Source organism: Umezawaea endophytica, from assembly GCF_025061645.1.
GTDB classification, from domain to species: domain Bacteria; phylum Actinomycetota; class Actinomycetes; order Mycobacteriales; family Pseudonocardiaceae; genus Umezawaea; species Umezawaea endophytica.
On record NZ_JANYMP010000026.1, the window covers coordinates 52090 to 71640 of the forward strand.

Below are 19551 nucleotides of genomic sequence, written 5' to 3' on the forward strand. Positions count from 1 at the left end.
GGCGGCAGCGGTGAACCGAACGTGACGAAATCCCCCCGGAGGCCTCGAACCTATCGGCGGTGGAAGTGGTTGGATTCCGCTCAACGAGCGAAGTACCGGACCGGCGTCCGATCACCCCGCGTAGTTGCCGGGGTCAGGCGCGTTCGGTGACGACGCCCGCCGCGGAGACCACGAGACCCGCCTGCGCGCCGCCCCCGCCGCAGTCCGGGCCGTTCGGGTAGGTCTGCTTCGGCGTCACGGTCAGGTCCTCGTCGAGCACGACGGCGCCCGCCGAGTCCGCCAGCGTCAGGGTCACGGTGACGGGCTCGGAGGGCAGGCCCACGACCTCCGCGAAGCCGATCATCCCGCCCGTCGGCACGACCGACACCCCGCAGGTGTCGGTGGGGGCGGTGCCGGTGCACGTCTCCCGCCCGTTCGTGGTCGCGGGCGTCAGCGTCACGGCCGGTTTCGTGCACTTGCCACCCCAGCAGACCTCCAGCGTCGCGGACTTCACGCCGGGCAGGTCGACGTCCAGGCCGATGCCGACCCGTGTGCCGATGAGCGTGCAGGCCTTGGGTTCCGCGGCGCACCCGCAGAGGGCGAGCAGCGACGCGATGACGGCGATGATCCTCATGTGCTCCAGACGGAAGCGACGGCCGATCGGGTTGCTCCGCGTCGGGTGAGCGGGCCCGTGGCGCGAGAACGCCACGGGCCCGCCACTGCTAGCCCGCGATCTTGTAAGCGCGGATCACGGTGTTCTCGACGGAGTTCCCCTTGCTGTCGGTGGCCTTGGCCCGCAGTGAGGCGAAGCTGCCGGCGGGTCCGTTGTGGACGATCGCCGACCTGCCGATGACGGGTGCGTGGCGCCAGGTCTTGCCGTCGTCGAAGGAGACGTCGACGGTGATCCGGTTGACGCGGCCGTTGTCGGCACCGGGGTTCTGCTGCACGAGCAGCGGAACCGCGATCAGCCGTCCGGCGGGTGCGGAGTTCTTCTTGTCCAGCTTCGGCAGGAAGCGGACGACCGACAGCGGCAGCGACTTGGACTGCTGCCCGTCCACGTGCGCCGAGCGGAACGTCCACGCGGCGCTGACCCTGGTGCTGAACTCGGACACGCCGCTGCGGGTCGCCTCGGACTCCAGGCGGTAGGCCCCCGCCTCGGCTGGCACGGTGAAGTCGCCGTACGTGGTGGTGGTCTCACCGACCTTCGTGCCGTTGCGGAAGAGCGTTGTCCTGGCCGAGTCGACCAGCGAGTAGCCCTCACCGCCCCTGTTGTCGCTGAAGAGCGGCACCGAGGCGCGGATGGAGTCGCCGCTCCGGCCCAACGCCCGCAGGTAGCCGTCCAAGCCGGGGCTGAAGACGGCGTAGTTGGGCGCGAGCTCGTAGCTCTTGCCCGGCTTGTACTTCTTCGGGGGCGTGACCTGCTCCGTCTCCAGCGAGTTGCCCGACACCTGGTCGTACAGGGCACCCCACGTGGTGTTGTCACCGGCGACGAGGTCGACCATCGTGCCGGACTCGCCCATGGGCGCGATCCACGACCAGCCGCCACCGCCGTCGGGGTCCGTCCCGAGCAGCGCGTGCGCGTGGGTCCGGCCTTCCGGGGTCGGGCCGACCGTGGTCCTGACCTCGGCGAAGTCCTTCTTGGCCAGGTCGCGGACGTGCCCGGTGGGCGCCTTCCCCAACCACGCCGAGCCGAACCGGTAGTTGATCGGCGTGTCACCGTCCGGGGTGCCGCGCCACTGGACGCCCATCCGCGCCGTCAGGTCACCCGGCGCGACGTCCGGGCCGAGCTGGGCCGTCGTCAGGGTGTCGCCGAAGTCGCTGAGGTAGATCAGGCCGTAGCCGGTGCTCTTCTGCCCCGACCGCCTGGTCACGGAGTACTCGCCCAGCACGCCCTCGGCCGCGGGCTCGGGGACGGACACCTTGACGGGCTTGGCGACCCGCGCGTCGATGTCGACGACGGTGTCCCCGCTGACCGTGAGCTTCGGCCGCGTGAGCACCGCCCAGTCGGACCCGGTCACGATGTAGGTCGTGCCGAAGTAGTCGCCCTTCGGCACGCGGACGCTGCTGCTCCCGTCCTCCTCGTAGAAGCCGTAGGCCTTCATCGTGTCGAGCGCCACGAGCGCCGTGGAGCTGTCCGGGGCGGGCTTGCCGTCCGGCCCGGTGTGGTTGACGGTCACGGTGTAGCTCTCGACCTCGCGCACGATGGAGAGCGGGCTGCGCACCGCTCCGCTCGCCGTGGTGGCGACGACGGTGCCGGTGTAGGCGCCGTCGACCGAGCCGATCCGGGTGTCGCCGGTGACGACCACCTTCGCCTCGCCGCCCGCGGGCACGGTCACCTTCGCCGGGGAGGCCGTGAGCAGGCCCGCGGGAGCGGGCTTGCCGTCGGGACCCTTGACGTCGACGGCCACGTCCAGCGCGACCGCGTCGGTACCGGAGTTGCGGTAGACGACCTCCTTGGAGACCGGCACGTCGTCGGCGTGCGGCCACTCGTGCAGGCCGAGGCTGAGGCTCGCGGGCTCGGCCGTCACGGTCTGGGTGATGGCCTTGGTCAGGTCGATCCGCCCGGTGCCCTGGTCGAACGCGGTCAGCGCCGGGTTCGGCTTCGCCGAGGCGACCAGCGCCGCCTTGATCCGCGATCCCGTCCAATCGGGGTGCTGCTGCTTGAGCAGCGCCGCCGCGCCCGCGACGTGCGGGGTGGCCATCGACGTGCCGGACATGGACACGTAGCCGTCACCCGCGGGGGTGCCGATCACGCCGGTGGACGACTTCGCCGCCACGATGCCCACACCCGGTGCGGTGACGTCGGGCTTCACGGCGCCGTCGCCGACCCTGGGGCCGCGGCTGGAGAACGGGGCGATGCCGTCGTTGCGGTCCACGGCACCGACGGTGAGCGCGGCGTCCGCGCTGCCGGGGGAGCCGATGGTCTCGGCGCCGCCCGAGTTGCCCGCCGCGATGACGAAGAGCGTGCCGTACTGGGCGGACAGCGTGTTCACCGCTTCTTCGAGCGGGTCGATCTCCGGGCTGTCACCGCCACCCAGGCTGAGGTTCACGACGTCGGCGCCCTGCTCGGCCGCCCACGCCATGCCGTCGAGGATCCACGACTCGGCGCACCCGTTGAGGACGCAGACCTTGCCGTCCATGATCTTCGCGTCCGGTGCCACGCCGCGGTACTTGGCCCCGGCGCTGGCGATCGTGGCCGCCACGTGCGTGCCGTGGCCGACGAGGTCCTGGTTGTCGGCGTCCTCGGTGAAGTTCTGCTCCACCAGTTCCCGGCCCTTGAGGTCGGGGTGCTCGGCATCGACGCCGGTGTCGAGCACGGCGACCTTCACGCCGGTCCCGGTGTAGCCGGCCTGCCACGCCGCGGGAGCGCCGATCTGCGCCACGCTGCGGTCCAGGGTCGGCTGCCGCAGGCCGTCGAGCCTGATCTTCGTGTAGGCGCTGTCGGCGAGGAGGGCGCTCCACGCGCTCGCGGCCTGCGCCTTGGCCGTGCGGGCCGCGAACGACCGCACGGTCGGCAGTGCACCGGTGACCGCTGTCCCGACGGGGGAGCCCGCCGCGCGGAGGTCCTTGCCGGTCGTGAGGATCAGTGGAACGGAGTCGCGGTGGGCGTCGTCGTAGCGCGACTCGATGAGTTCGGTGACGTCGAACAGCCGCCTGTCCACCCGGCCCGAGGCCACCGCCCGCCGCGCGTCGGCGGGGACGACGAAGACGTGCCCCTGCTCGGTGGACGTGGTGAAGACAACGTTGTCGCGACCGGCGGCCTTGACGACCGAGCCACCTCCGGTCCCGTCGAGCACAACGCGGTCACCCGTGATCAGCGTGACGGAACCCGCCTTGCCCGCGGCGGGGAACCTCGTCGGCGCGGACTCCGCGGCCGTCGACTCCCCCGCCGATCCGACCACGAGTCCGAACGCGAGCGCGGCCACTCCCAGTAGAGCGCCGTGTCGTCGTGTTGATCGCAACAGCCACCTCCCGGTTTGGTGAATCCGTGCGGGAACGCACGACCGGGGCGTCGATCGAACGGTGGCGGCGGTGTACCGAAAGTGACGAAAGACCCCGGCACTTTCGAACATATCGACGTTTGAGAAGCGTGCCTTCCACTTGACGGGCGAAGTTCCGGCCGACCTTCTGCCACGCTCCGTGACGGAAAACGGCGTGAGCAGGGGCGTGGCAGAGATGTGCCACGGTCGTCCCGTATCAGTTCGCGGCGCTCTCGCGTCAGGACGCGGTCCGGCGCCACCAGCGCTTCGGTTTCACCGGCGGCAGGGCCCCGCGGTCCCGCGCCCAGGCCGTGAAGGCCGCGGCGTCCTCCCGAGCCCGGCTGCCCGCCACCCGCGGGTGGGCCAGGGCGTACTCGTCGAACAGCGGGCGGAAGCGGTCCGCCAGCGCGTCGACGGCCTCCGGCGCGAGCATCGCCACGATGCCGCGCCGCTTCGCCAGCAGCGACCGTGCCTCCACGCGCAGCAGGCGCTCGTCGAACCCGCCGGGGGAGGGGCCGCCCGCCAGCAGCGCGGTCAGCAGCTCCGCCTGGGCCCTGGCCAGCCGTTCCCGCGCCCCGTCGGTCATCCGCGCCCCGCCAGCACCGCGCGGATCGCCGCCATCTCGCCCGCCAGCTCGGTGTCGGACGGGTAGTTGTCGTCGCGCTCCAGCAGCACACCGGGCGGGTCCACGCGGGACCTCAGCTCGCCCAGCAGGTCCAGCACCTCCGGCAGCACCGCGTGGGCGTGGGTGTCGTGGTAGACGCCGTCGTTCTCCACGCCACCCGCCACGTGCACGTAGGCCAGGCGCTCCAACGGGATCTCGTCCAGGAACCGGTTCGGGTCCGTGCCGAGGTTGCGGGCGTTCGCGTGCAGGTTCGCCACGTCGATCAGCAGGAAGCAGTCCGTGCGCTCCACCAGGTCCGCCAGGAACTGGCCCTCGGTCAGCTCGCCGTCCGGCCACTCCAGCAGCGCGGCGATGTTCTCCAGCGCCAGCGGCACCGGCAGGTTCGCCTGCGCCGTCCTCACGTTGGCCACCAGCACGTCCAGCGCGTCCCGCGTGCGCGGCACCGGCATCAGGTGCCCGGAGTCGAGCCCGCCCGCGCGGACGAAGCACACGTGGTCGCTCACCAGCGGCGCGCCCAGCGCCTCCGCCACCGAGCCGAGGTGCTCGACCCGGTGCGCGTCGACGGGGTCCGCGCTGCCCAGCGAGAGCGACACCGCGTGCGGCAGCACCGGCACACCCCGTTCGCGCAGCAGCAGGATCGACTCCGGCAGGTGCTCCACGTGCAGGTTCTCCGCGACCACCTCGACGAAGTCGACGTCGGGCAGCCGTTCCACGGTCAGGTCGATCTCCGCGCGCCAGCCGATGCCGACGCCGAGCCTGTCGATGGCACCCATCAGTCCCCACCTCCTCCGCCACCGCACGACGAGCCGCAGGACGATCCGCTGCTGCACGACGACGAGCTGTCACTGCTGGAACCGCAGCCGCTGTTCGAGCCGCAGCCACTGGAACAGCTATTGCAACTGCTCCCGTACATGGTGCCGCCGTCCGAGCCGTTCCTGTTCCGGGCGTGCTTGCCCCGGCGCAGCGTCGCGCCCGCGCTCGGCACGATCCCGAGCATCTCCCACACGTAGTACATGTTCGGGAAATTCCCAATGCGTCCCGTCAGGCCGTGCTGGGCCACGATGCCGACCCGGTCGTTCGACATGACCACGACCTTCCGCTCCTCGCGGCGGCCCGCCCGGCGCACCGGACGGCGCATCCGGCCCGCGACCCAGCGGACGGCCAGCGCGAGCACGACCACCAGGATCGCGATCCCGGCGTTCAGGTCCACCAGGCCGACGGCGGCGATGGCGCCGACCGCGGCGACGACGCAGAGGAACCGGACGAAGCCCCACGCCTTGCGCCTGCCGGGCGAGATCAGCAGACCCCGGTCGACCAGGTGCTGCTTCAGCGCGTCCAGCGCGCCGCTGCCCGCCGTGGACTTGATCAGCTCGCCCAGCATCCGGCCGGTGCGGGCCGCGCCCAGCGCGTACGCCTCCAACGGTGTCGCCGCGCCCTGCGAGGTCGCGGACACCGCGCTCACCACCCCCTCACGGGAGATCCGCAGGAGTCCCGCCTCCAGCAGCCGGACGACCGCCACCTCCGCGGCGCGGCCAGGCCCGCCGGACAGGTAGCCGAATTCCTCGACCGAGATGCCTGTTCTGCCCGAAATATCCGTCCCGGAAGCCATTGACCGCCGCCTTTCCCACAAGCCGATGGCCATCCGACTCCGCGGCGGGCCCATTCGTTCCGCGCTGTGAGGCCGAGGCCACCACGGCGACGTCAAGTCGTCCGCGATGGCCTCGGCACCCCCTCACCGGCTAGCTGCCACCCCCGCCGCAGCCGCCGCCCCCACCACAACTGCTTCCTCCGCCACTGCTGCAACTGCTCCCGCCGGTGCTGCAACCGGTCCCGGACGAGACGTAACCGCCGCCGCTGCTCGTGCTCGCGGCCGTGTACATCAGCGACGTGCGCAGGGCCAGGTCGGGGTGCGCGGACAACCCGCCGAGGGCGACCAGCCCCGCCACACCGCCCGCGCTCGCCGCCGCCCTGCTGCCCGACCGGGCGCCCTCCAGGGCGCGGTCACCCGCGGCCGTGCGCCTGATCGAGCCGGACCGGGTCAGCAGCACGACCAGCACGGCGGTGAGGATCAACTGGAGCGTCAGCCAGCCGACGGGAGCGCCGATCGCGATCCCGTTGACCCAGCGGACCACCCCGATGGCGAACAGCACCACCATCGGCAGCGCGCCCACCCGCAGTTCCCGCTTGGCCGTGGAGGGCTCGATGAGCATCCCCGCCCCGCTGAGCCGGGTCCCGACCGCCTTCACCGCGTCCGCCTGCACCACGGAGGCCATGAGCAGGTTCAGCGTGCGGTTGCTGTAGCGGCCCGCGTCCGCCAGCACGGCGCGGTCCACGGCGTTGGTCGCCTTCGGCTTGCCGATCAGCCCCACCGTGCCGCGTCGGGTCGACCGGAGCGCCTCGGCCTCGATCAGCCTGGCCAGGGAGGCCTCGACCACCCGTCGAGGCCCGCCCGCGAGGTACGCCAACTCGTCGACGTCCACGCTCCCCGCGGGCGCGCCCACCCGGCTCGCCCGCATCCGGATCCGCACACCGATCGCGAACAGCACCGAGATGCCCAGCGCGATCCAGTAGATGTTCAGGAATTCCGGGCCCGAAAGCCCCCAAGGTTGCTCCACGGTCCACCCCCTGCCGCTCTTGGCGGAACTCGTCCGCCAATCGAGAGGCAAGCGTGTGCTCTGGAACACATCCCGACAAGGGGCTTGAGCGAAATTTAGGCTGCTGTTGGGTATTGCTTAGGAGGACGACGACCCGTCGACTCCGCTGGACCCCTCGCCATCAGTTCCTTTGAGCAAGAACATGCTTCCTCCCAGGTCGGAGACCGGTCCGGATGACGTCACCCAAGGACGTCATCCGGGGCAACCACACCAGTCTGCTTCACGGAGACCCGATTGTCGCCTGTTGCGCTGCGTGCTCGAACGACTCCGGAGAGACGCATTCCGCATTAGGGCGCGGATTCGTCCACCAATCGCAAGCTGATGCTGTTGATGCAGTAACGCTGATCCGTAGGAGTGTCGTAACCCTCGCCCTCGAAAACGTGCCCGAGGTGGCTGTGGCAGTTCCCGCACAGCACTTCCGTGCGGACCATGCCCATGGCGCGGTCCTCGCGCAGGATCACCCGGTCCGCCGCCAGCGGCGAGAAGAACGAGGGCCAGCCGCAGTGCGAGTCGAACTTGGTCTCGCTGCGGAACAGTTCGGTGCCGCACGCGCGGCACTCGTAGACACCGACCTTCTTGGTGTCCGTGTACTCACCGACCCACGCGGGCTCGGTGCCGCCCTGGCGCAGGACGCGGTACTCGCTGGGGGTCAGGCTCTCCCGCCACTCCTGCTCCGAGCGGACGACCTTCGGCGTGGCGCCGACAACAGGTTCCATGCCTCCACGCTAATGCGATTCGGGCGCCGGGGTGGGTTGCGGGTGTCTTACGGAACAGCGATGGGCGCCCGTCGACCGGGCGCCGACGTCACCCGAACAGGACCCCGATGATCTCGCCGAGGCCGAACCACACGCTGATCAGCACGCCGAGCAGGATCAGCGTCACCACCAGCACCGCGAGGAAGCGCTGCTCCCCGCTGGCGCGGTTCGCCGAGTCGGCGAAGTCCGCCACGCCGTCGAGGTAGCCCTCGACCGTGTAGCCCGGCCGTTCCCGCTCCATCCGGTCCAGGTGCTCCGCGAAGGCCTTCGCCTCGGGATCCGCCGGATCGAGCCCGATGAGGTCGTCGGAGAACCGCTTCGCCGGTCCTTCGTCTGGTCTTTCCGCGCCTGGAAAGGTGGCCATGCTCCCGAGAATAGAGGGTCCTCAGCCCGCCAAGGCCAGAGCGGGCCTCACCGCGCCGACGGGCAGCCCGTGGCCCAGCACCGGGACGGTCGCCAACGACGTGAGCGCGCCCACGTCCACCCCGAGCATCCGCAGCGCTTCGACGACGACCACGGCCCGCGCCCGGCTGGACCCGTCCGCGATCTTCAGCGCCACCGCGGACCCGTCCGGCAGGCCGATCGCGTAGACGCCCTCGGCGCCGTCCTTGGCCAGCGCACCCGGCAGGGCCCGCATCAGCTCGGTGACGTCGCGGCCGGTGCCGCCGACCCACTCGGGGTGGCGGTTCATCGCGGCGGCGATCCGGTGCTCCGGGGTGCCCTCCGGCGCGCTGGCGATCGTGCCGAACGCCCGCGCCAGCCCGTTCAGGCTGATCCCGAACAGCGGCGCGCCGCACCCGTCGACCCCGACCGCGCCGACGAGTTCCCCCGACAGTTCTTCGAGGGTCGTCCGCATCGCGACCTGGAGCGGGTGGTCGGGCGAGAGGTAGTCGTCGGTCGACCAGCCGTTGCGCACGCAGGTCAGCAGCATCGCGGCGTGCTTGCCCGAGCAGTTCATGTACTCCGGGGCCCGGCCCCGGCCCGCGGCCAGGTGGGCGGCCAGCGCGGCCTCGCCGATCGGCAGGTCCGGGGTGCACTGGAGGGCGGTGAGGTCCAGGCCCGCCAGCGCCAGGATCCGGCGGGCGCCCTCGACGTGGAAGTCCTCGCCGGAGTGGCTGGCGCAGGCCAGCGCCAGCAGTTCGCCGTCGAGGTCGAGGCCGTTGCGGAGCATCGCCAGGCCCTGCACCGGCTTGTTGGAGGAACGGGGGAGCGTCACCCGTTCGGGGTGGCCCTTGCGGAGGACTTCGGCACCGGACGCGTCGAACGCGACCACCGAACCGTGGTGCACGGATTCCAGGAACTCGCCACGCCAGACCTCGGCCACGACCTCGTGCACGACACGCCTCCTCTACACTGCCAACTGTCGACAGTTAACAGCCTGTTGGTCGGTTTTGCCAGGTTGGGAGATGTACGTGACACCGCCGCTGCACCTGAGCCTCGCCGGGCAGACCGTGGACGTGCTCCGGGAGCTGGTCCTGACCGGGGAGATCCCGCCGGGGGAGCGGGTGAACGAGGTCGAGCTGGCGCACCGGCTGGGGATCAGCCGGGGGCCGCTGCGGGAGGCGATCCGGCACCTGTCCAGCGAGGGGCTGCTGGTGCTGGTGCCCAACAAGGGGGCCCACGTGCCCAAGGCCGACGCCGACGAGGTGCAGGCGCTGTTCGAGCTGAGGTCCGCGCTGGAGTGCGCGGCCGCCGAGCTGGCCGCCAGTCGGCGGACGGACGCCGACGTGACCCGCCTGCGGGAGGTGTGCGAGCTGTCGCGCCGGGACTACCAGGCCGGGATGAGGTTCCCGTACCGCCTGGACCTGGCGTTCCACCAGGCGCTACTGGACGCCGCCCGGAGTCCGCGGATCGCGGAGCAGGTGCGGCTGGTGCAGCAGCGGGTGGTGCTGCTGCGCAGCGGGCTGAAGGACGACCCGCCGCACCAGCACGCGTCGCTGGACGACCACGACGCTCTCGTGGTGGCTGTCGCGGCGGGGGACAGCCACCAGGCGAACCGGATCATGCGCCGCCACCTGTCACGGGTGCGGGCTCAGATGCTGACCAGCCTGGACGGCTGATCGCCGCCCGGCGGTCAGTGCGTGGCCAGGTGCTCCAGCAGCAGCGCCGACGTGCGCTCCGCCGCTTCCTCCGGCACGAAGTGCCCGACGCCGTTCAGCACCTCGAACCGGTACGGCCCGTGCGCCCAGTCGCTGGTGCTCTGCGCGGCCTCGGGGCCGACGGCGTCGTCCTCGGAGCCCCACAGGTACAGCGTCGGCACGGTGACGGGCGCGTACTGCCCGTCGAAGGTGTTCGCCCGGTACCAGTTGAGCGCGGCGGTCAGCGCCCCCGGCTCGGAGAGCTGCCGCACGTACTGCTCGACCCGCTGGCGCGGGATCACCGGGGGCCACCCCTGCCGCAGCCGGGCCGCGCCGTTGGCGAGCATCTCGCGTTCGGGCACCTCGGGCCTGCGCAGGTAGTCGAGGAGCGCTCCGCGGGCGCGCTGGTCGGGGTCGGTGCGCAGCGCCTCGGCGAACGCGCCGGGGTGCGGGGCGGACACGGAGGTGAGGGTGCGGACGCGCAGGGGGTTGCGGGCCGCGGCGAGCCAGCCGACCACGCCGCCCCAGTCGTGGCCGACCAGGTCGAAGCGGCGCCAGCCGAGCTGGTCGGCGATGGCGGTGACGTCGTCGACGGCGTGGTCGACGGAGTAGTCCTCCACGCGCTTCGGGCGGACGCCGGGCGAGTAGCCGCGCTGGTTGGGGGCGACCGCCCGGTAGCCGTCAGCGGCCAGCGCGCGGAGCTGGTGGCGCCACTCGATGCCGCACTGCGGGACCCCGTGCAGCAGCAGGACCTTGCGGCCGTCCAACGGGCCCGCCGCGACCGCGTCGAACGTGCCCGCGTCGGTCGGGATCCGCAGCCTCGTGAGCGCGGTGGCGTCGGTCGCGGTGCTGAGCTGGAAGACGTCACGTCGTGATCGCATGACTACAGCCTGGAACATCTGCTGGTCGTGATCGATGGTGTGGGCACCCAACTAGGAACGGGGGGTAGCCCTACCGTCGTCGATCACCGTCGTGTGGTTGACGGACGTGCGGAACCGGACCTCTCCCGCCTCGTGCCAGGCGCTGACCAGCAGTTCGTCGCCGGGGAACACCGGGTTGGCGAAGCGGGCGCCCACGGCGAGGACGTCCAACCGCTCGGCCAGCAGGCGTGCGGTGATGCCGTAGGTGGCCAGCCCGTGCAGGATCGGGCGGGGGAAGCCGCCGCGTTCGGCGAACGCCCGGTCCCAGTGCAGCGGGTTCTCGTCGCCGGTGAGGCGGTAGAGGTCGGCCTGGTCCGGGGTGGTGCGGAAGCGCAGCTCCACGTCCGGCGCGCGGTCGGGCACCGGCAGGCGGGCCGTGGTCCCGCGCGGACCGCCGAAGCCACCCGCGCCGCGGACGAACAGCGACGCGCGGGTGGTGAAGTCGGCGTCGCCGGTCGCGCGCCACTCGCGCACGACCAGCGCGCCGGAGCCCTTGTCGAACACGTCGACGACCCTGCGGGTCACCTCGATCGTGCCGGACGGCGGCAGTTCACCCGACAGCGCCAGCGACTGCTCGGCGTGCAGGACCCGCGTCATGTCGGCGTCCAGTTCCACCTGCGGGCCGCCGAACTGCGCGACCGCGATGGCGAAACCGGGCTGCATGCCCGTTCCGCCGACCGCGGCCGCGTAGCGCTCGACGTCGTCCTCGGTCCAGGACCGGACGACGGTGCTCACCCCAGGGAACCGCTGACCTTGGCGTGGCCCTTGAGGAGGTTGCGGGCGATCGTCCGGCGCTGGATCTCGTCGGTGCCCTCGTAGATGCGCAGCAGCCGCAGCTCGCGGTACCAGCGCTCGATCGGCAGCTCACGGGTGTAGCCCATGCCGCCGTGGATCTGGAGCACGCGGTCGACGATCTCGTTCGCCTTCACGCCGCCGTACAGCTTCGCCATCGACTGCGCCTGGCGCGAGTCCTTGCCCTCGTCGACGAGCCACGCGGCGTGCAGCACGAGCCAGCGCAGCGCCTCGATCTCGACCGCGGAGTCGGCGATCATCCACTGGATGGCCTGGTACTCGGCGATCGGCTGGCCGAACGTGACGCGGGTGTTCGCCTGCTCGATGGCCATCTCCACCAGGCGCTCCACCGAGCCGATGGCCCGCGCGGGCAGCATGTACCGGCCCGCGCCGATCCACTGCATGGCCAGGGTGAAGCCGTGGCCGATCTCGCCGAGGACGTTCTCCTCGGGCACGCGCACGTTGTCGAACACGAGCGCCGCCGGACCCCACTGGCCCATGGTCGGGATGGGCTCGGACTTCCAGCCCATGTCGCGGTCGACGAGGAAGCACGTGACGCCGCCGTTGGCGCCCTTCTCCTTGTCCGTCACGGCGAAGACCATCACGAAGTCGGCCTCGTTGCCGCCGGTGATGAACGTCTTCTCACCGTTGATCACCCACTCGTTCCCCTCCTTGCGCGCGGAGGTGCGGATGGCCTTGGCGTCGGACCCGGCGCCGGGCTCGGTGATCGCGAAGCACGACTTGCGCTCGCCGGAGATCGTCGGGAGCAGGTAGCGCTCCTTCTGCTCGGCGTTGCCGTGGTAGAGGATGTTGTCCGCGTAACCGCCGAAGCGGAACTGCACGAACGACCGGCCCAGCTCGGCCTCGATCAGGGCGGTCATCACCGCGCCCAACCCCATGCCGCCGTACTCCGTCGGCGTCTGCACGCCCCAGAAGCCCGCCGTCTTCGCCTTCTGCTGCAACGCTTCCAGCTCTTCGTACGTCAGGCCGGGCTGGTTGGCGCGCTCGCGGCGGAGCACCTCCGGCTCCAGCGGGATGATCTCCTTGCGCACGAAGGTCCGCACCCAGTCGCGGATCTCCCGCTGCTCCTCGTCGAGCGTGAAGTCCATGCTGTTCCCCGTTTCAGAAGGCGTTGACGCCGGTCAGCGCGCGGCCGATGAGCAGTTTCTGGATCTGGCTGGTGCCCTCGTAGAGGGTGGTCACCCTGGTGTCCCGCAGGAACTTCCCGACCGGGTACTCGTCGATGTACCCGTACCCGCCGAAGACCTGGATGGCGTTGTTCGCGACCCGCACGGCCGCCTCGCTGGCGTACAGCTTCGCCATCGACGCCTCGGTGCGGAACGGCTCGCCGCGGTCGGCGAGGTCCGCGACCCGCCACGTGAGCAGGCGGGCGGCGTCCGTCTCGACGGCCATGTCCGCGAGGAGTTCCTGCACGAGCTGGAACCCGGCGATGGGCTTGCCGAACTGCTCGCGCTCGGCCGCGTACTTGAGGCTCGCCTCCAACGCCCCCCGCGCGGCGCCGACGCAGCCCGCCGCGACGGACATCCGGCCCCGGTCGAGCGCCGCCATCGCGAGCTTGAAGCCCGCGCCCTCGTCGCCGAGCCTGGCGCTGTCCGGGACGCGCACGCGGTCCAGCACGAGTTCCGCCGTGGCCTGGCCGCGCATGCCGAGCTTGCCGTGGATCTCATTGGCCCGGAAGCCGTCGGAGTCGGTGGGCACGAGGAACGCGGTGATGCCCCTCGGGCCGGGTCCGCCGGTGCGGGCGAAGACCAGCGCGACGTCGGCCCAGGTCCCGTTGGTGATGAAGATCTTGGTGCCGGTGAGCAGCCAGTCGTCGCCGTCGCGCTCGGCCCTGGTCGCGAGCGACCCCGCGTCCGACCCGGTGCCCGGTTCGGTGAGGCCGAAGCAGCCCAGCCGCGTGCCCGCGCACAGGCCGGGCAGCCACTGCTCCTTCTGCTCGGCGGTGCCGTGCTTGAAGATCGTCTTGCCGACCAGGCCTAGCGACACCGAGATGATGCCGCGCACGGCCGAGTCGCCGCGCGCGATCTCCTCCAGGACCAGGCAGTACGCCAGGTTGTCGCCGCCGGACCCGCCGTGCTCCTCGTCGATGCCCAGCCCGAGGAACCCCACCTCGCCCAGTCGGGGCACGAGCGCGCGGTCGATGGCCTCGTCGCGGTCCCACTGCTGGGCGAACGGGACGATCCGCTCCTCCGTGAAGCGGTGGGCCAGTTCTTTGAGCTGCTGGTGCTCGTCGGACAGGCGTAGATCCACGCCAAGACCTCCTAAACCGAACGGCGTTAGGTATAACGTAGGCGCGTCGGAGAACCCAGTGCAAGGGGGTCGATGTGCCTCGACCGAGCGTCCCCATCCTCAGCGGCGCCCGCATCCGCGAGGTCGCTCTCGACATCATCGACCGGGACGGGCTGGACGGCCTGTCGATGCGCAAGCTCGCGGCCGAGCTGGGCGTGCGCGCGCCGTCGCTGTACGGGCACGTGGCGACCAAGGACGACCTGCTGCACGAGGTCGCCAGCGAGGTGCTGGAACAGGTGGACGTGTCCGGTTTCGAGGCGGGCGACTGGCGGCGCGGCCTGGTCGAGAGCGCGCGCTCCTACCGGGCCGCGCTGTCGCGGCACCCGAACGTCGTGCCGTTCCTCGCCTACGGCCCCGCCGGGCGGGGCGCGTCGCTGCGGCGGCTCGACGTGATGCACGGCGCGCTGGTCGACGCGGGCTGGCCGCGCAGGCACGCGACGATGATCGCGGCGTCGCTGATGTACCTGGTGTTCGGCGCCGCGCTGAGCACGTTCTCCAGCGGTTTCTCCACAGACGCGTCGGTGTACCAGGGGCGCTACCCGCACCTGGACAAGGCCCACCTGCTGCCGTCGGTCGCGGAGGAACTGGACCGGGACAGCTTCGAACTGGCCCTCAGCGCGTTCGTGGAGGGCCTGGAGCTACTTCGCGCGTCCGCGGACCTCCAGGTGCGCGAGTAGTTCCTCGGTCGCCTTCGCGATGACGTCGACGGCGCGGTCGAACGCCTCGGCGTTGTGCGCGGCGGGCGTCCGGAACCCGGACACCTTCCGCACGTACTGGAGCGCGGCGGCGCGCATGTCGCCCTCCGTGACGTCGTCCTCGAACGGCGGGCGGAGCGTCTTGATGCTTCGGCACATGCCGCCATTGTCGTTTACGCTGCCCGTCGTGGCCCAGAAGGCGTTGGAACTGATCGTTCCCGGACCCCACGGCGACCGGGCCGTGCGGCTGTCCAACCCGGACAAGGTGTATTTCCCCGAGCGCGGCATCACCAAGCGCCAGGTCGTCGAGTACTACCTCTCCGTGGCCGAGCCGTTGCTGGGCGTGCTGCGCGACCGCCCGACCACGTTGAAGCGGTACGTGGACGGCGTCACCGGCGAGGCGTTCTACCAGAAGCGGCTGCCGAAGAACGCGCCCGACTTCGTCGAGACCGCCACCATCAAGTTCCCCTCCGGCCGTCCGGCCGACGAGGTCTGCCCGACCGAGCCCGCCGTCATCGCGTGGGCCGCCAACCTCGGCACGTTCGACTTCCACCCGTGGCCCGTCCGCAGACCGCTGGTCGACCACCCGGACGAACTCCGCGTCGACCTCGACCCCCAGCCCGGCACCGACTTCCGCGACGCCGCACGGGTCGCCCTCGTCCTGCGCGAGGTCCTGTCCGAACTCGGCATCACCGGCTACCCCAAGACGTCCGGCGGCCGCGGCGTCCACGTGGCCGTCCGCATCAGGCCGGAGTGGGACTTCATCGAGGTCCGCCACGCCGTCATCGCCCTGGCCCGCGAGGTCGAACGCCGCATGCCGTCGGAGGCCACCACGTCGTGGTGGAAGGAGGAACGCGGCGAGAAGGTCTTCCTCGACTTCAACCAGGCCGCCAGGGACCGCACCATCGCCTCGGCTTGGTCGGTCCGCGGCACCCCGCGCGCCACCGTGTCCACACCGGTCACCTGGGACCAGTTGTCCACAGTGGACCCGGACGACTTCGACGTCCTCACCGTGCCGGGCTACTACGCCGAGCACGGCGACCCGCACGCGTCGCTCGACTCGGAGGCGTTCGGGCTGGAGACGCTGCTGGAGTGGTACGAGAAGGACGACCGCGGCGAGATGCCGTACCCACCGGACTACCCGAAGATGCCGGGCGAACCGATGCGCGTGCAGCCGTCGAAGGCCCGCAAACCCGATTAGGCCCCCGCCCAGTCCCGGAACGCCCGCACGACCGCCTGCCCGTCCGTGCCCGGACTGCCGAGCCGGAACAGCACCCGCGCGTCGTCCTTCTGCACCGCGCCGGGCAGCGTGAGCGCGAACGCGGTCTGCCGCTTGCTCGCGCTCACCACCGTGGAAGCACCGACCCACAGCGTCACCGCGCGCCGGTCCATCACCGTCAACCGGATCGGCGCCCGCGCCGCCAACGGCCCCACCTGGAACCCCAGCCGCCGCACCATGAAGTCCACCAGCGCGGGCGCCTCCGACCCCGGCTCCCGCCCCAGGTACTCCCTCAACCGCCGCGCCACGTCATCCCGCAACACCGGCCCGTCAGCCGTGTCGACCCCGAACCGCACCACCGTCTCCGACCCGTCCTCGGCCCGGACGAGCGTGACCTCGGTGCAGCCAGCGGGGAGTTCAACTCGGTAGGACGCCATGAGGGACGGTACTTCGAACGCCTGAACTCCCGCAGGTTGCGCAAACCGGTTGGTCTGCCCGCGTACCCTCGACCTCGTGCCGAGGAACGAGAGCATGTCCGGCCGGATGATGATGTCGTCCGGTCTCCTCCGCACGTCCTGACCCGCCAACGAGGAGGCCCCTGTGGCCGTCCTCGTGCAGCAGGGGCTGGGAAGGTAGCGATGAGCCGCTACTCCGTGACCACGTCGATCCCGTACGTCAACGGGAAACCCCACATCGGGCACGCGCTGGAGCTCGTCCAGGTCGACGTGCTGGCTCGACATCGGCGGCAGCGGGGTGACGAGGTGCGGGCGCAGAGCGGGACCGATGACAACGCGCTGAAGAACGTGCACAGCGCCGAAGCCGAAGGGATCGGGCCCGCCGAGTACGTCGCGAAGGTGGCGGAGCGGTTCGTGGGGCTCGGGCGGGCGTTGGAGGTGCGGTTCGACGACTTCGTGCGCACCAGTTCCGACCCGCGGCACGCGCCGGGCGTGGCCAAGTTGTGGGAGGCGTGCGCCGCGGACTTCTACCGGCGCAGCTACACCGGGCTGTACTGCGTGGGCTGCGAGGTGTTCTACCGCGCCGACGAGCTGGTGGAGGGCCGGTGCCCCGAGCACGGGACGGTGCCGGAGGAGGTGACCGAGGACAACTGGTTCTTCCGGCTGAGCCGCTACCAGGACGCGCTGGAGGAGCTGGTCGCGGACGACGTGGTGAAGGTGGAACCGCTGTCGCGCAAGCGGGAGGTGCTGTCGTTCATCCGGTCCGGGCTGGAGGACTTCAGCGTCAGCCGGAGCACGGACCGCGCCCGCGGCTGGGGGATCCCGGTGCCCGGTGATCCCGGCCAGGTCGTGTACGTCTGGTTCGACGCGCTCGCAAACTACCTCACCGGACCCGGTTACGGCACCGACGACGCCGCGTTCCGGCACTGGTGGGAGGACTGCCCCGAACGCGTGCACGTGATCGGCAAGGGCATCATCCGGTTCCACGCGGTGTACTGGCTCGCGATGCTGCTGTCCGCGGGGATCGCGCCGCCGACCACGATCTTCGTCCACGAGTACCTGACGGCGGGCGGGCGCAAGATCAGCAAGTCCGAGGGCGGCGCCGAGGACCCGGTGGACGTCGCGGGCAGGCACGGCTCGGACGCGGTGCGGTGGTGGCTGCTCAGCGAGGTGGCGCGGGCGGGCGACACGGACTTCACCGAGGAACGCCTGGTGGCCCGCGCGAACGAGGACCTGGCGAACAACATCGGCAACCTGGTCAACCGCACGGTGTCCATGATCGCCAAGTTCGGTCCCGCGCACGGCGACGACCCCGGCGCCACGGCGTTGCGGCAGGCCCGCACGGACGCGGCGGGCACCATCGACCGGGCGTTGGCGGGCTTCGACTTCCGGCGCGCGGTGGAGGCCGTGACGCGCGTCGGCGACGAGGCCAACCGCTACGTCCAGGCCGCGAAACCGTGGGTGCTCGCCAAGCAGGGGAGCCCGGAGCTGCCCGCGGTGCTGGGCGAGCTGCTCGTGACGTGCCGCGAGCTCGCCGAGCACCTCGCGCCGTTCCTGCCGTCGGCCGCGGCCCGGATCGTCGCGCAGTGCGACGGCGCCCCGATCAGTCCGGTGTTCCCCCGGCTGATCGGGGCCGAGGACGTCAGAACGTGATGACGACCTTGCCGCGCTTGTGGGAGGTGAAGAAGTCCTTCGCCGCCCGCGCGGACTCGTCGAACGGGGCGGTGCCGCCCACGGTCACGGCCAGCTTGCCCGCCTCGACGGCGTCGACGAGTTCGCGCAGCACCTCGGCGCTGCCCGAGTTGCCCGCGTACTCGGCGGTCACGCCGCGGTCGAACGTGGTCTCGTCCCAACCGCCCAGCGGCGACACGACGCGCCCACCGTCGCGCAGCACGGCGGAGGGGATGCCCGCGCCGAAGTTGACCAGGTCGATCACCACGTCGAGGCCTTCCACGGCGAGGGCGCCGGACGTGTAGTCGACGGCGTGCCGCGCCCCGAGGCCGAGCACGAACTCGCTCTCCTCGGGGCGCGCGGTCGCCCACACCTCGGCGCCGAGCTGGGCCGCGAGCTGCACGGCGTACGCGCCGACGCCCCCGGTCGCGCCGACGACGAGCACGCGGTCGCCGGACTTCAGGTCGGCCGTCTCGACGAGCTGCGCCGCGGTCAGCCCCGCCACCGGCAGCGCCGCCGCGCGCACGGCGTCGAGCCCGTGCACCACGGCCGAAGCGGCGTCCACCACCGCGTACTCGGCGATGGTGCCGTTCGCGGCGGCGACGACCGTGTCACCGACCGCCAGGCCGCTCGTCCCCTCGCCCAGCGCCTCGACCGTGCCGGTGACGTCGAACCCCAGGGTGAAGGGGTGCTCGACCGGCATCATCTCGCGCATCGCACCGGTCACCAGCTTGCCGTCCAGCGGGTTCAGCGACGCCGCCTGGACGCGGACCAGCACCTGGCCGGGCCCGGCGAAGGGCGTGGGGACCTCGGCGACCTCGATCTGGTCGACGGGGCCGTACGAGTGGGAAACCAGTGCGCGCATGGTGCGGTCCTCACCGAGTAGGTATCTGACTAGTCAACGGTAGCACTACGCTACAGTCTAACGCTGATACCATCGTCACATGAGCGTCCGCCCGCCCTCGCTGCTCGCCCTGCCCTCCTACGTCGGCGACCAGGTGGCGAAGTACGGGCGCAGGCACCTGAAGGAGGTCCTCGCGGCCGACGACCTCCTCCTGCCCCAGTACGGCATGCTCGTGGCGCTCGCGGACTTCGGCCCGATCTCCCAGCAGCGCCTCGCCGAATCCCTCGACATGGACAAGAGCCACCTCGTCGGCAAGATCGACAAGCTCGCGGACCGCGGCCTGCTGGCCCGCGAACCGGACCCGGTGGACCGTCGGCGGCACCGGATCGTCCTGACCCCGAAGGGGGAGGCGCTGGTCGACCGGGTCCGGCCGATCGCGGAGGAGTCGCAGCGGCAGGCACTGGCCGTGCTGTCGGAAGAGGAGCGGGCGGTGCTCGAATCGCTGCTGCTGCGGGTGCTGGAGGCGCACGACGGGGAACGGGTGGGGGAGTAGCGCCACCGGGGTTCGCGGCGA

At 71.4% G+C, this 19551-nt stretch carries 21 protein-coding genes; 5 read left to right on the plus strand and 16 right to left on the minus strand.

Annotated features, from left to right (window positions below):
• Positions 1 to 133 precede the first annotated feature (133 nt).
• The 9 genes from NZH93_RS38415 to NZH93_RS38455 all read right to left on the minus strand — a co-directional run bounded on the left by NZH93_RS38415 (position 134) and on the right by NZH93_RS38455 (position 9329).
• Positions 134 to 613, minus strand: a complete 480-nt coding sequence (locus NZH93_RS38415) for a hypothetical protein (protein WP_259628219.1) — start codon at positions 611 to 613, stop codon at positions 134 to 136.
• An 88-nt stretch (positions 614 to 701) separates the two neighbouring features.
• Positions 702 to 3941 (minus strand): S8 family serine peptidase, encoded by a 3240-nt coding sequence (locus NZH93_RS38420; RefSeq protein ID WP_259628220.1) that lies wholly within the window; start codon positions 3939 to 3941, stop codon positions 702 to 704.
• Between the two features lie 256 nt (positions 3942 to 4197).
• Positions 4198 to 4545: an SCO6045 C-terminal-like domain-containing protein gene (locus NZH93_RS38425; RefSeq protein WP_259628221.1), complete on the minus strand. Its 348-nt coding sequence runs from the start codon at positions 4543 to 4545 to the stop codon at positions 4198 to 4200.
• A complete protein-coding gene (locus NZH93_RS38430) occupies positions 4542 to 5357 on the minus strand; it encodes an MbnB/TglH/ChrH family RiPP precursor modification enzyme (protein WP_259628222.1) in 816 nt (271 codons plus the stop codon). Before NZH93_RS38430 ends, NZH93_RS38425 begins: the two co-directional genes overlap by 4 nt.
• The gene (locus tag NZH93_RS38435) at positions 5357 to 6247 is read right to left on the minus strand and encodes a TIGR04222 domain-containing membrane protein (protein ID WP_308214291.1); all 891 of its coding nucleotides are present in this window, start codon (positions 6245 to 6247) and stop codon (positions 5357 to 5359) included. Before NZH93_RS38435 ends, NZH93_RS38430 begins: the two co-directional genes overlap by 1 nt.
• Positions 6248 to 6323: 76 nt before the next feature.
• On the minus strand, positions 6324 to 7199 hold the full coding sequence (locus tag NZH93_RS38440) for a TIGR04222 domain-containing membrane protein (RefSeq protein WP_259628224.1): 876 nt from the start codon (positions 7197 to 7199) through the stop codon (positions 6324 to 6326).
• Between the two features lie 326 nt (positions 7200 to 7525).
• Positions 7526 to 7954, minus strand: coding sequence for a peptide-methionine (R)-S-oxide reductase MsrB (gene msrB / locus NZH93_RS38445; RefSeq protein ID WP_259628225.1), 429 nt, complete (start codon positions 7952 to 7954; stop codon positions 7526 to 7528).
• A gap of 88 nt (positions 7955 to 8042) precedes the next feature.
• Positions 8043 to 8357, minus strand: a complete 315-nt coding sequence (locus tag NZH93_RS38450; protein WP_259628226.1) for a hypothetical protein — start codon at positions 8355 to 8357, stop codon at positions 8043 to 8045.
• Between the two features lie 21 nt (positions 8358 to 8378).
• Positions 8379 to 9329: an asparaginase gene (locus NZH93_RS38455; protein WP_259628227.1), complete on the minus strand. Its 951-nt coding sequence runs from the start codon at positions 9327 to 9329 to the stop codon at positions 8379 to 8381.
• Between the two features lie 70 nt (positions 9330 to 9399).
• Between NZH93_RS38455 and NZH93_RS38460 the strand changes: the two genes are divergently transcribed.
• Complete coding sequence (locus NZH93_RS38460) at positions 9400 to 10053, plus strand: GntR family transcriptional regulator (RefSeq protein ID WP_259628228.1); 654 nt, start codon at positions 9400 to 9402, stop codon at positions 10051 to 10053.
• A 14-nt stretch (positions 10054 to 10067) separates the two neighbouring features.
• Here NZH93_RS38460 and NZH93_RS38465 read toward each other — a convergent pair whose 3' ends face one another.
• The 4 genes from NZH93_RS38465 to NZH93_RS38480 are packed head-to-tail and all read right to left on the minus strand — an operon-like array spanning position 10068 to position 14054.
• Positions 10068 to 10952, minus strand: a complete 885-nt coding sequence (locus NZH93_RS38465) for an alpha/beta fold hydrolase (RefSeq protein WP_259628229.1) — start codon at positions 10950 to 10952, stop codon at positions 10068 to 10070.
• A 51-nt stretch (positions 10953 to 11003) separates the two neighbouring features.
• Positions 11004 to 11726, minus strand: a complete 723-nt coding sequence (locus NZH93_RS38470; RefSeq protein WP_259628230.1) for a MaoC/PaaZ C-terminal domain-containing protein — start codon at positions 11724 to 11726, stop codon at positions 11004 to 11006.
• A complete protein-coding gene (locus tag NZH93_RS38475) occupies positions 11723 to 12892 on the minus strand; it encodes an acyl-CoA dehydrogenase family protein (protein WP_259628231.1) in 1170 nt (389 codons plus the stop codon). The genes NZH93_RS38470 and NZH93_RS38475 overlap by 4 nt, the downstream gene beginning before the upstream one ends.
• Positions 12893 to 12905: 13 nt before the next feature.
• Positions 12906 to 14054 (minus strand): acyl-CoA dehydrogenase family protein, encoded by a 1149-nt coding sequence (locus NZH93_RS38480; protein ID WP_259628232.1) that lies wholly within the window; start codon positions 14052 to 14054, stop codon positions 12906 to 12908.
• Between the two features lie 74 nt (positions 14055 to 14128).
• Here NZH93_RS38480 and NZH93_RS38485 point away from each other — a divergent pair, with 74 nt between their 5' ends.
• Positions 14129 to 14770, plus strand: a complete 642-nt coding sequence (locus NZH93_RS38485) for a TetR/AcrR family transcriptional regulator (RefSeq protein WP_259628233.1) — start codon at positions 14129 to 14131, stop codon at positions 14768 to 14770.
• On the opposite strand, the gene NZH93_RS38490 is transcribed toward NZH93_RS38485, so the two are convergent.
• A complete protein-coding gene (locus NZH93_RS38490; protein ID WP_259628234.1) occupies positions 14732 to 14947 on the minus strand; it encodes a DUF2277 domain-containing protein in 216 nt (71 codons plus the stop codon). The two genes, NZH93_RS38485 and NZH93_RS38490, sit on opposite strands and share 39 nt — an antisense overlap.
• Between NZH93_RS38490 and ligD the strand changes: the two genes are divergently transcribed.
• The gene (gene ligD, locus NZH93_RS38495) at positions 14946 to 15989 is read left to right on the plus strand and encodes a non-homologous end-joining DNA ligase (RefSeq protein WP_276024856.1); all 1044 of its coding nucleotides are present in this window, start codon (positions 14946 to 14948) and stop codon (positions 15987 to 15989) included. The two genes, NZH93_RS38490 and ligD, sit on opposite strands and share 2 nt — an antisense overlap.
• Here ligD and NZH93_RS38500 read toward each other — a convergent pair.
• Positions 15986 to 16444: a hypothetical protein gene (locus tag NZH93_RS38500; protein ID WP_259628236.1), complete on the minus strand. Its 459-nt coding sequence runs from the start codon at positions 16442 to 16444 to the stop codon at positions 15986 to 15988. The two genes, ligD and NZH93_RS38500, sit on opposite strands and share 4 nt — an antisense overlap.
• 201 nt (positions 16445 to 16645) lie before the next feature.
• On the opposite strand from NZH93_RS38500, the gene NZH93_RS38505 reads away from it, so the two are divergent.
• A complete protein-coding gene (locus tag NZH93_RS38505) occupies positions 16646 to 18115 on the plus strand; it encodes a methionine--tRNA ligase (RefSeq protein WP_259628237.1) in 1470 nt (489 codons plus the stop codon).
• Here the strand turns inward: NZH93_RS38505 and NZH93_RS38510 are convergent.
• Positions 18105 to 18998, minus strand: coding sequence for an NADP-dependent oxidoreductase (locus NZH93_RS38510; RefSeq protein ID WP_259628238.1), 894 nt, complete (start codon positions 18996 to 18998; stop codon positions 18105 to 18107). The genes NZH93_RS38505 and NZH93_RS38510 overlap by 11 nt on opposite strands.
• 79 nt (positions 18999 to 19077) lie before the next feature.
• Here NZH93_RS38510 and NZH93_RS38515 point away from each other — a divergent pair, with 79 nt between their 5' ends.
• The gene (locus tag NZH93_RS38515; protein ID WP_259628239.1) at positions 19078 to 19530 is read left to right on the plus strand and encodes a MarR family winged helix-turn-helix transcriptional regulator; all 453 of its coding nucleotides are present in this window, start codon (positions 19078 to 19080) and stop codon (positions 19528 to 19530) included.
• Positions 19531 to 19551 lie beyond the last annotated feature (21 nt).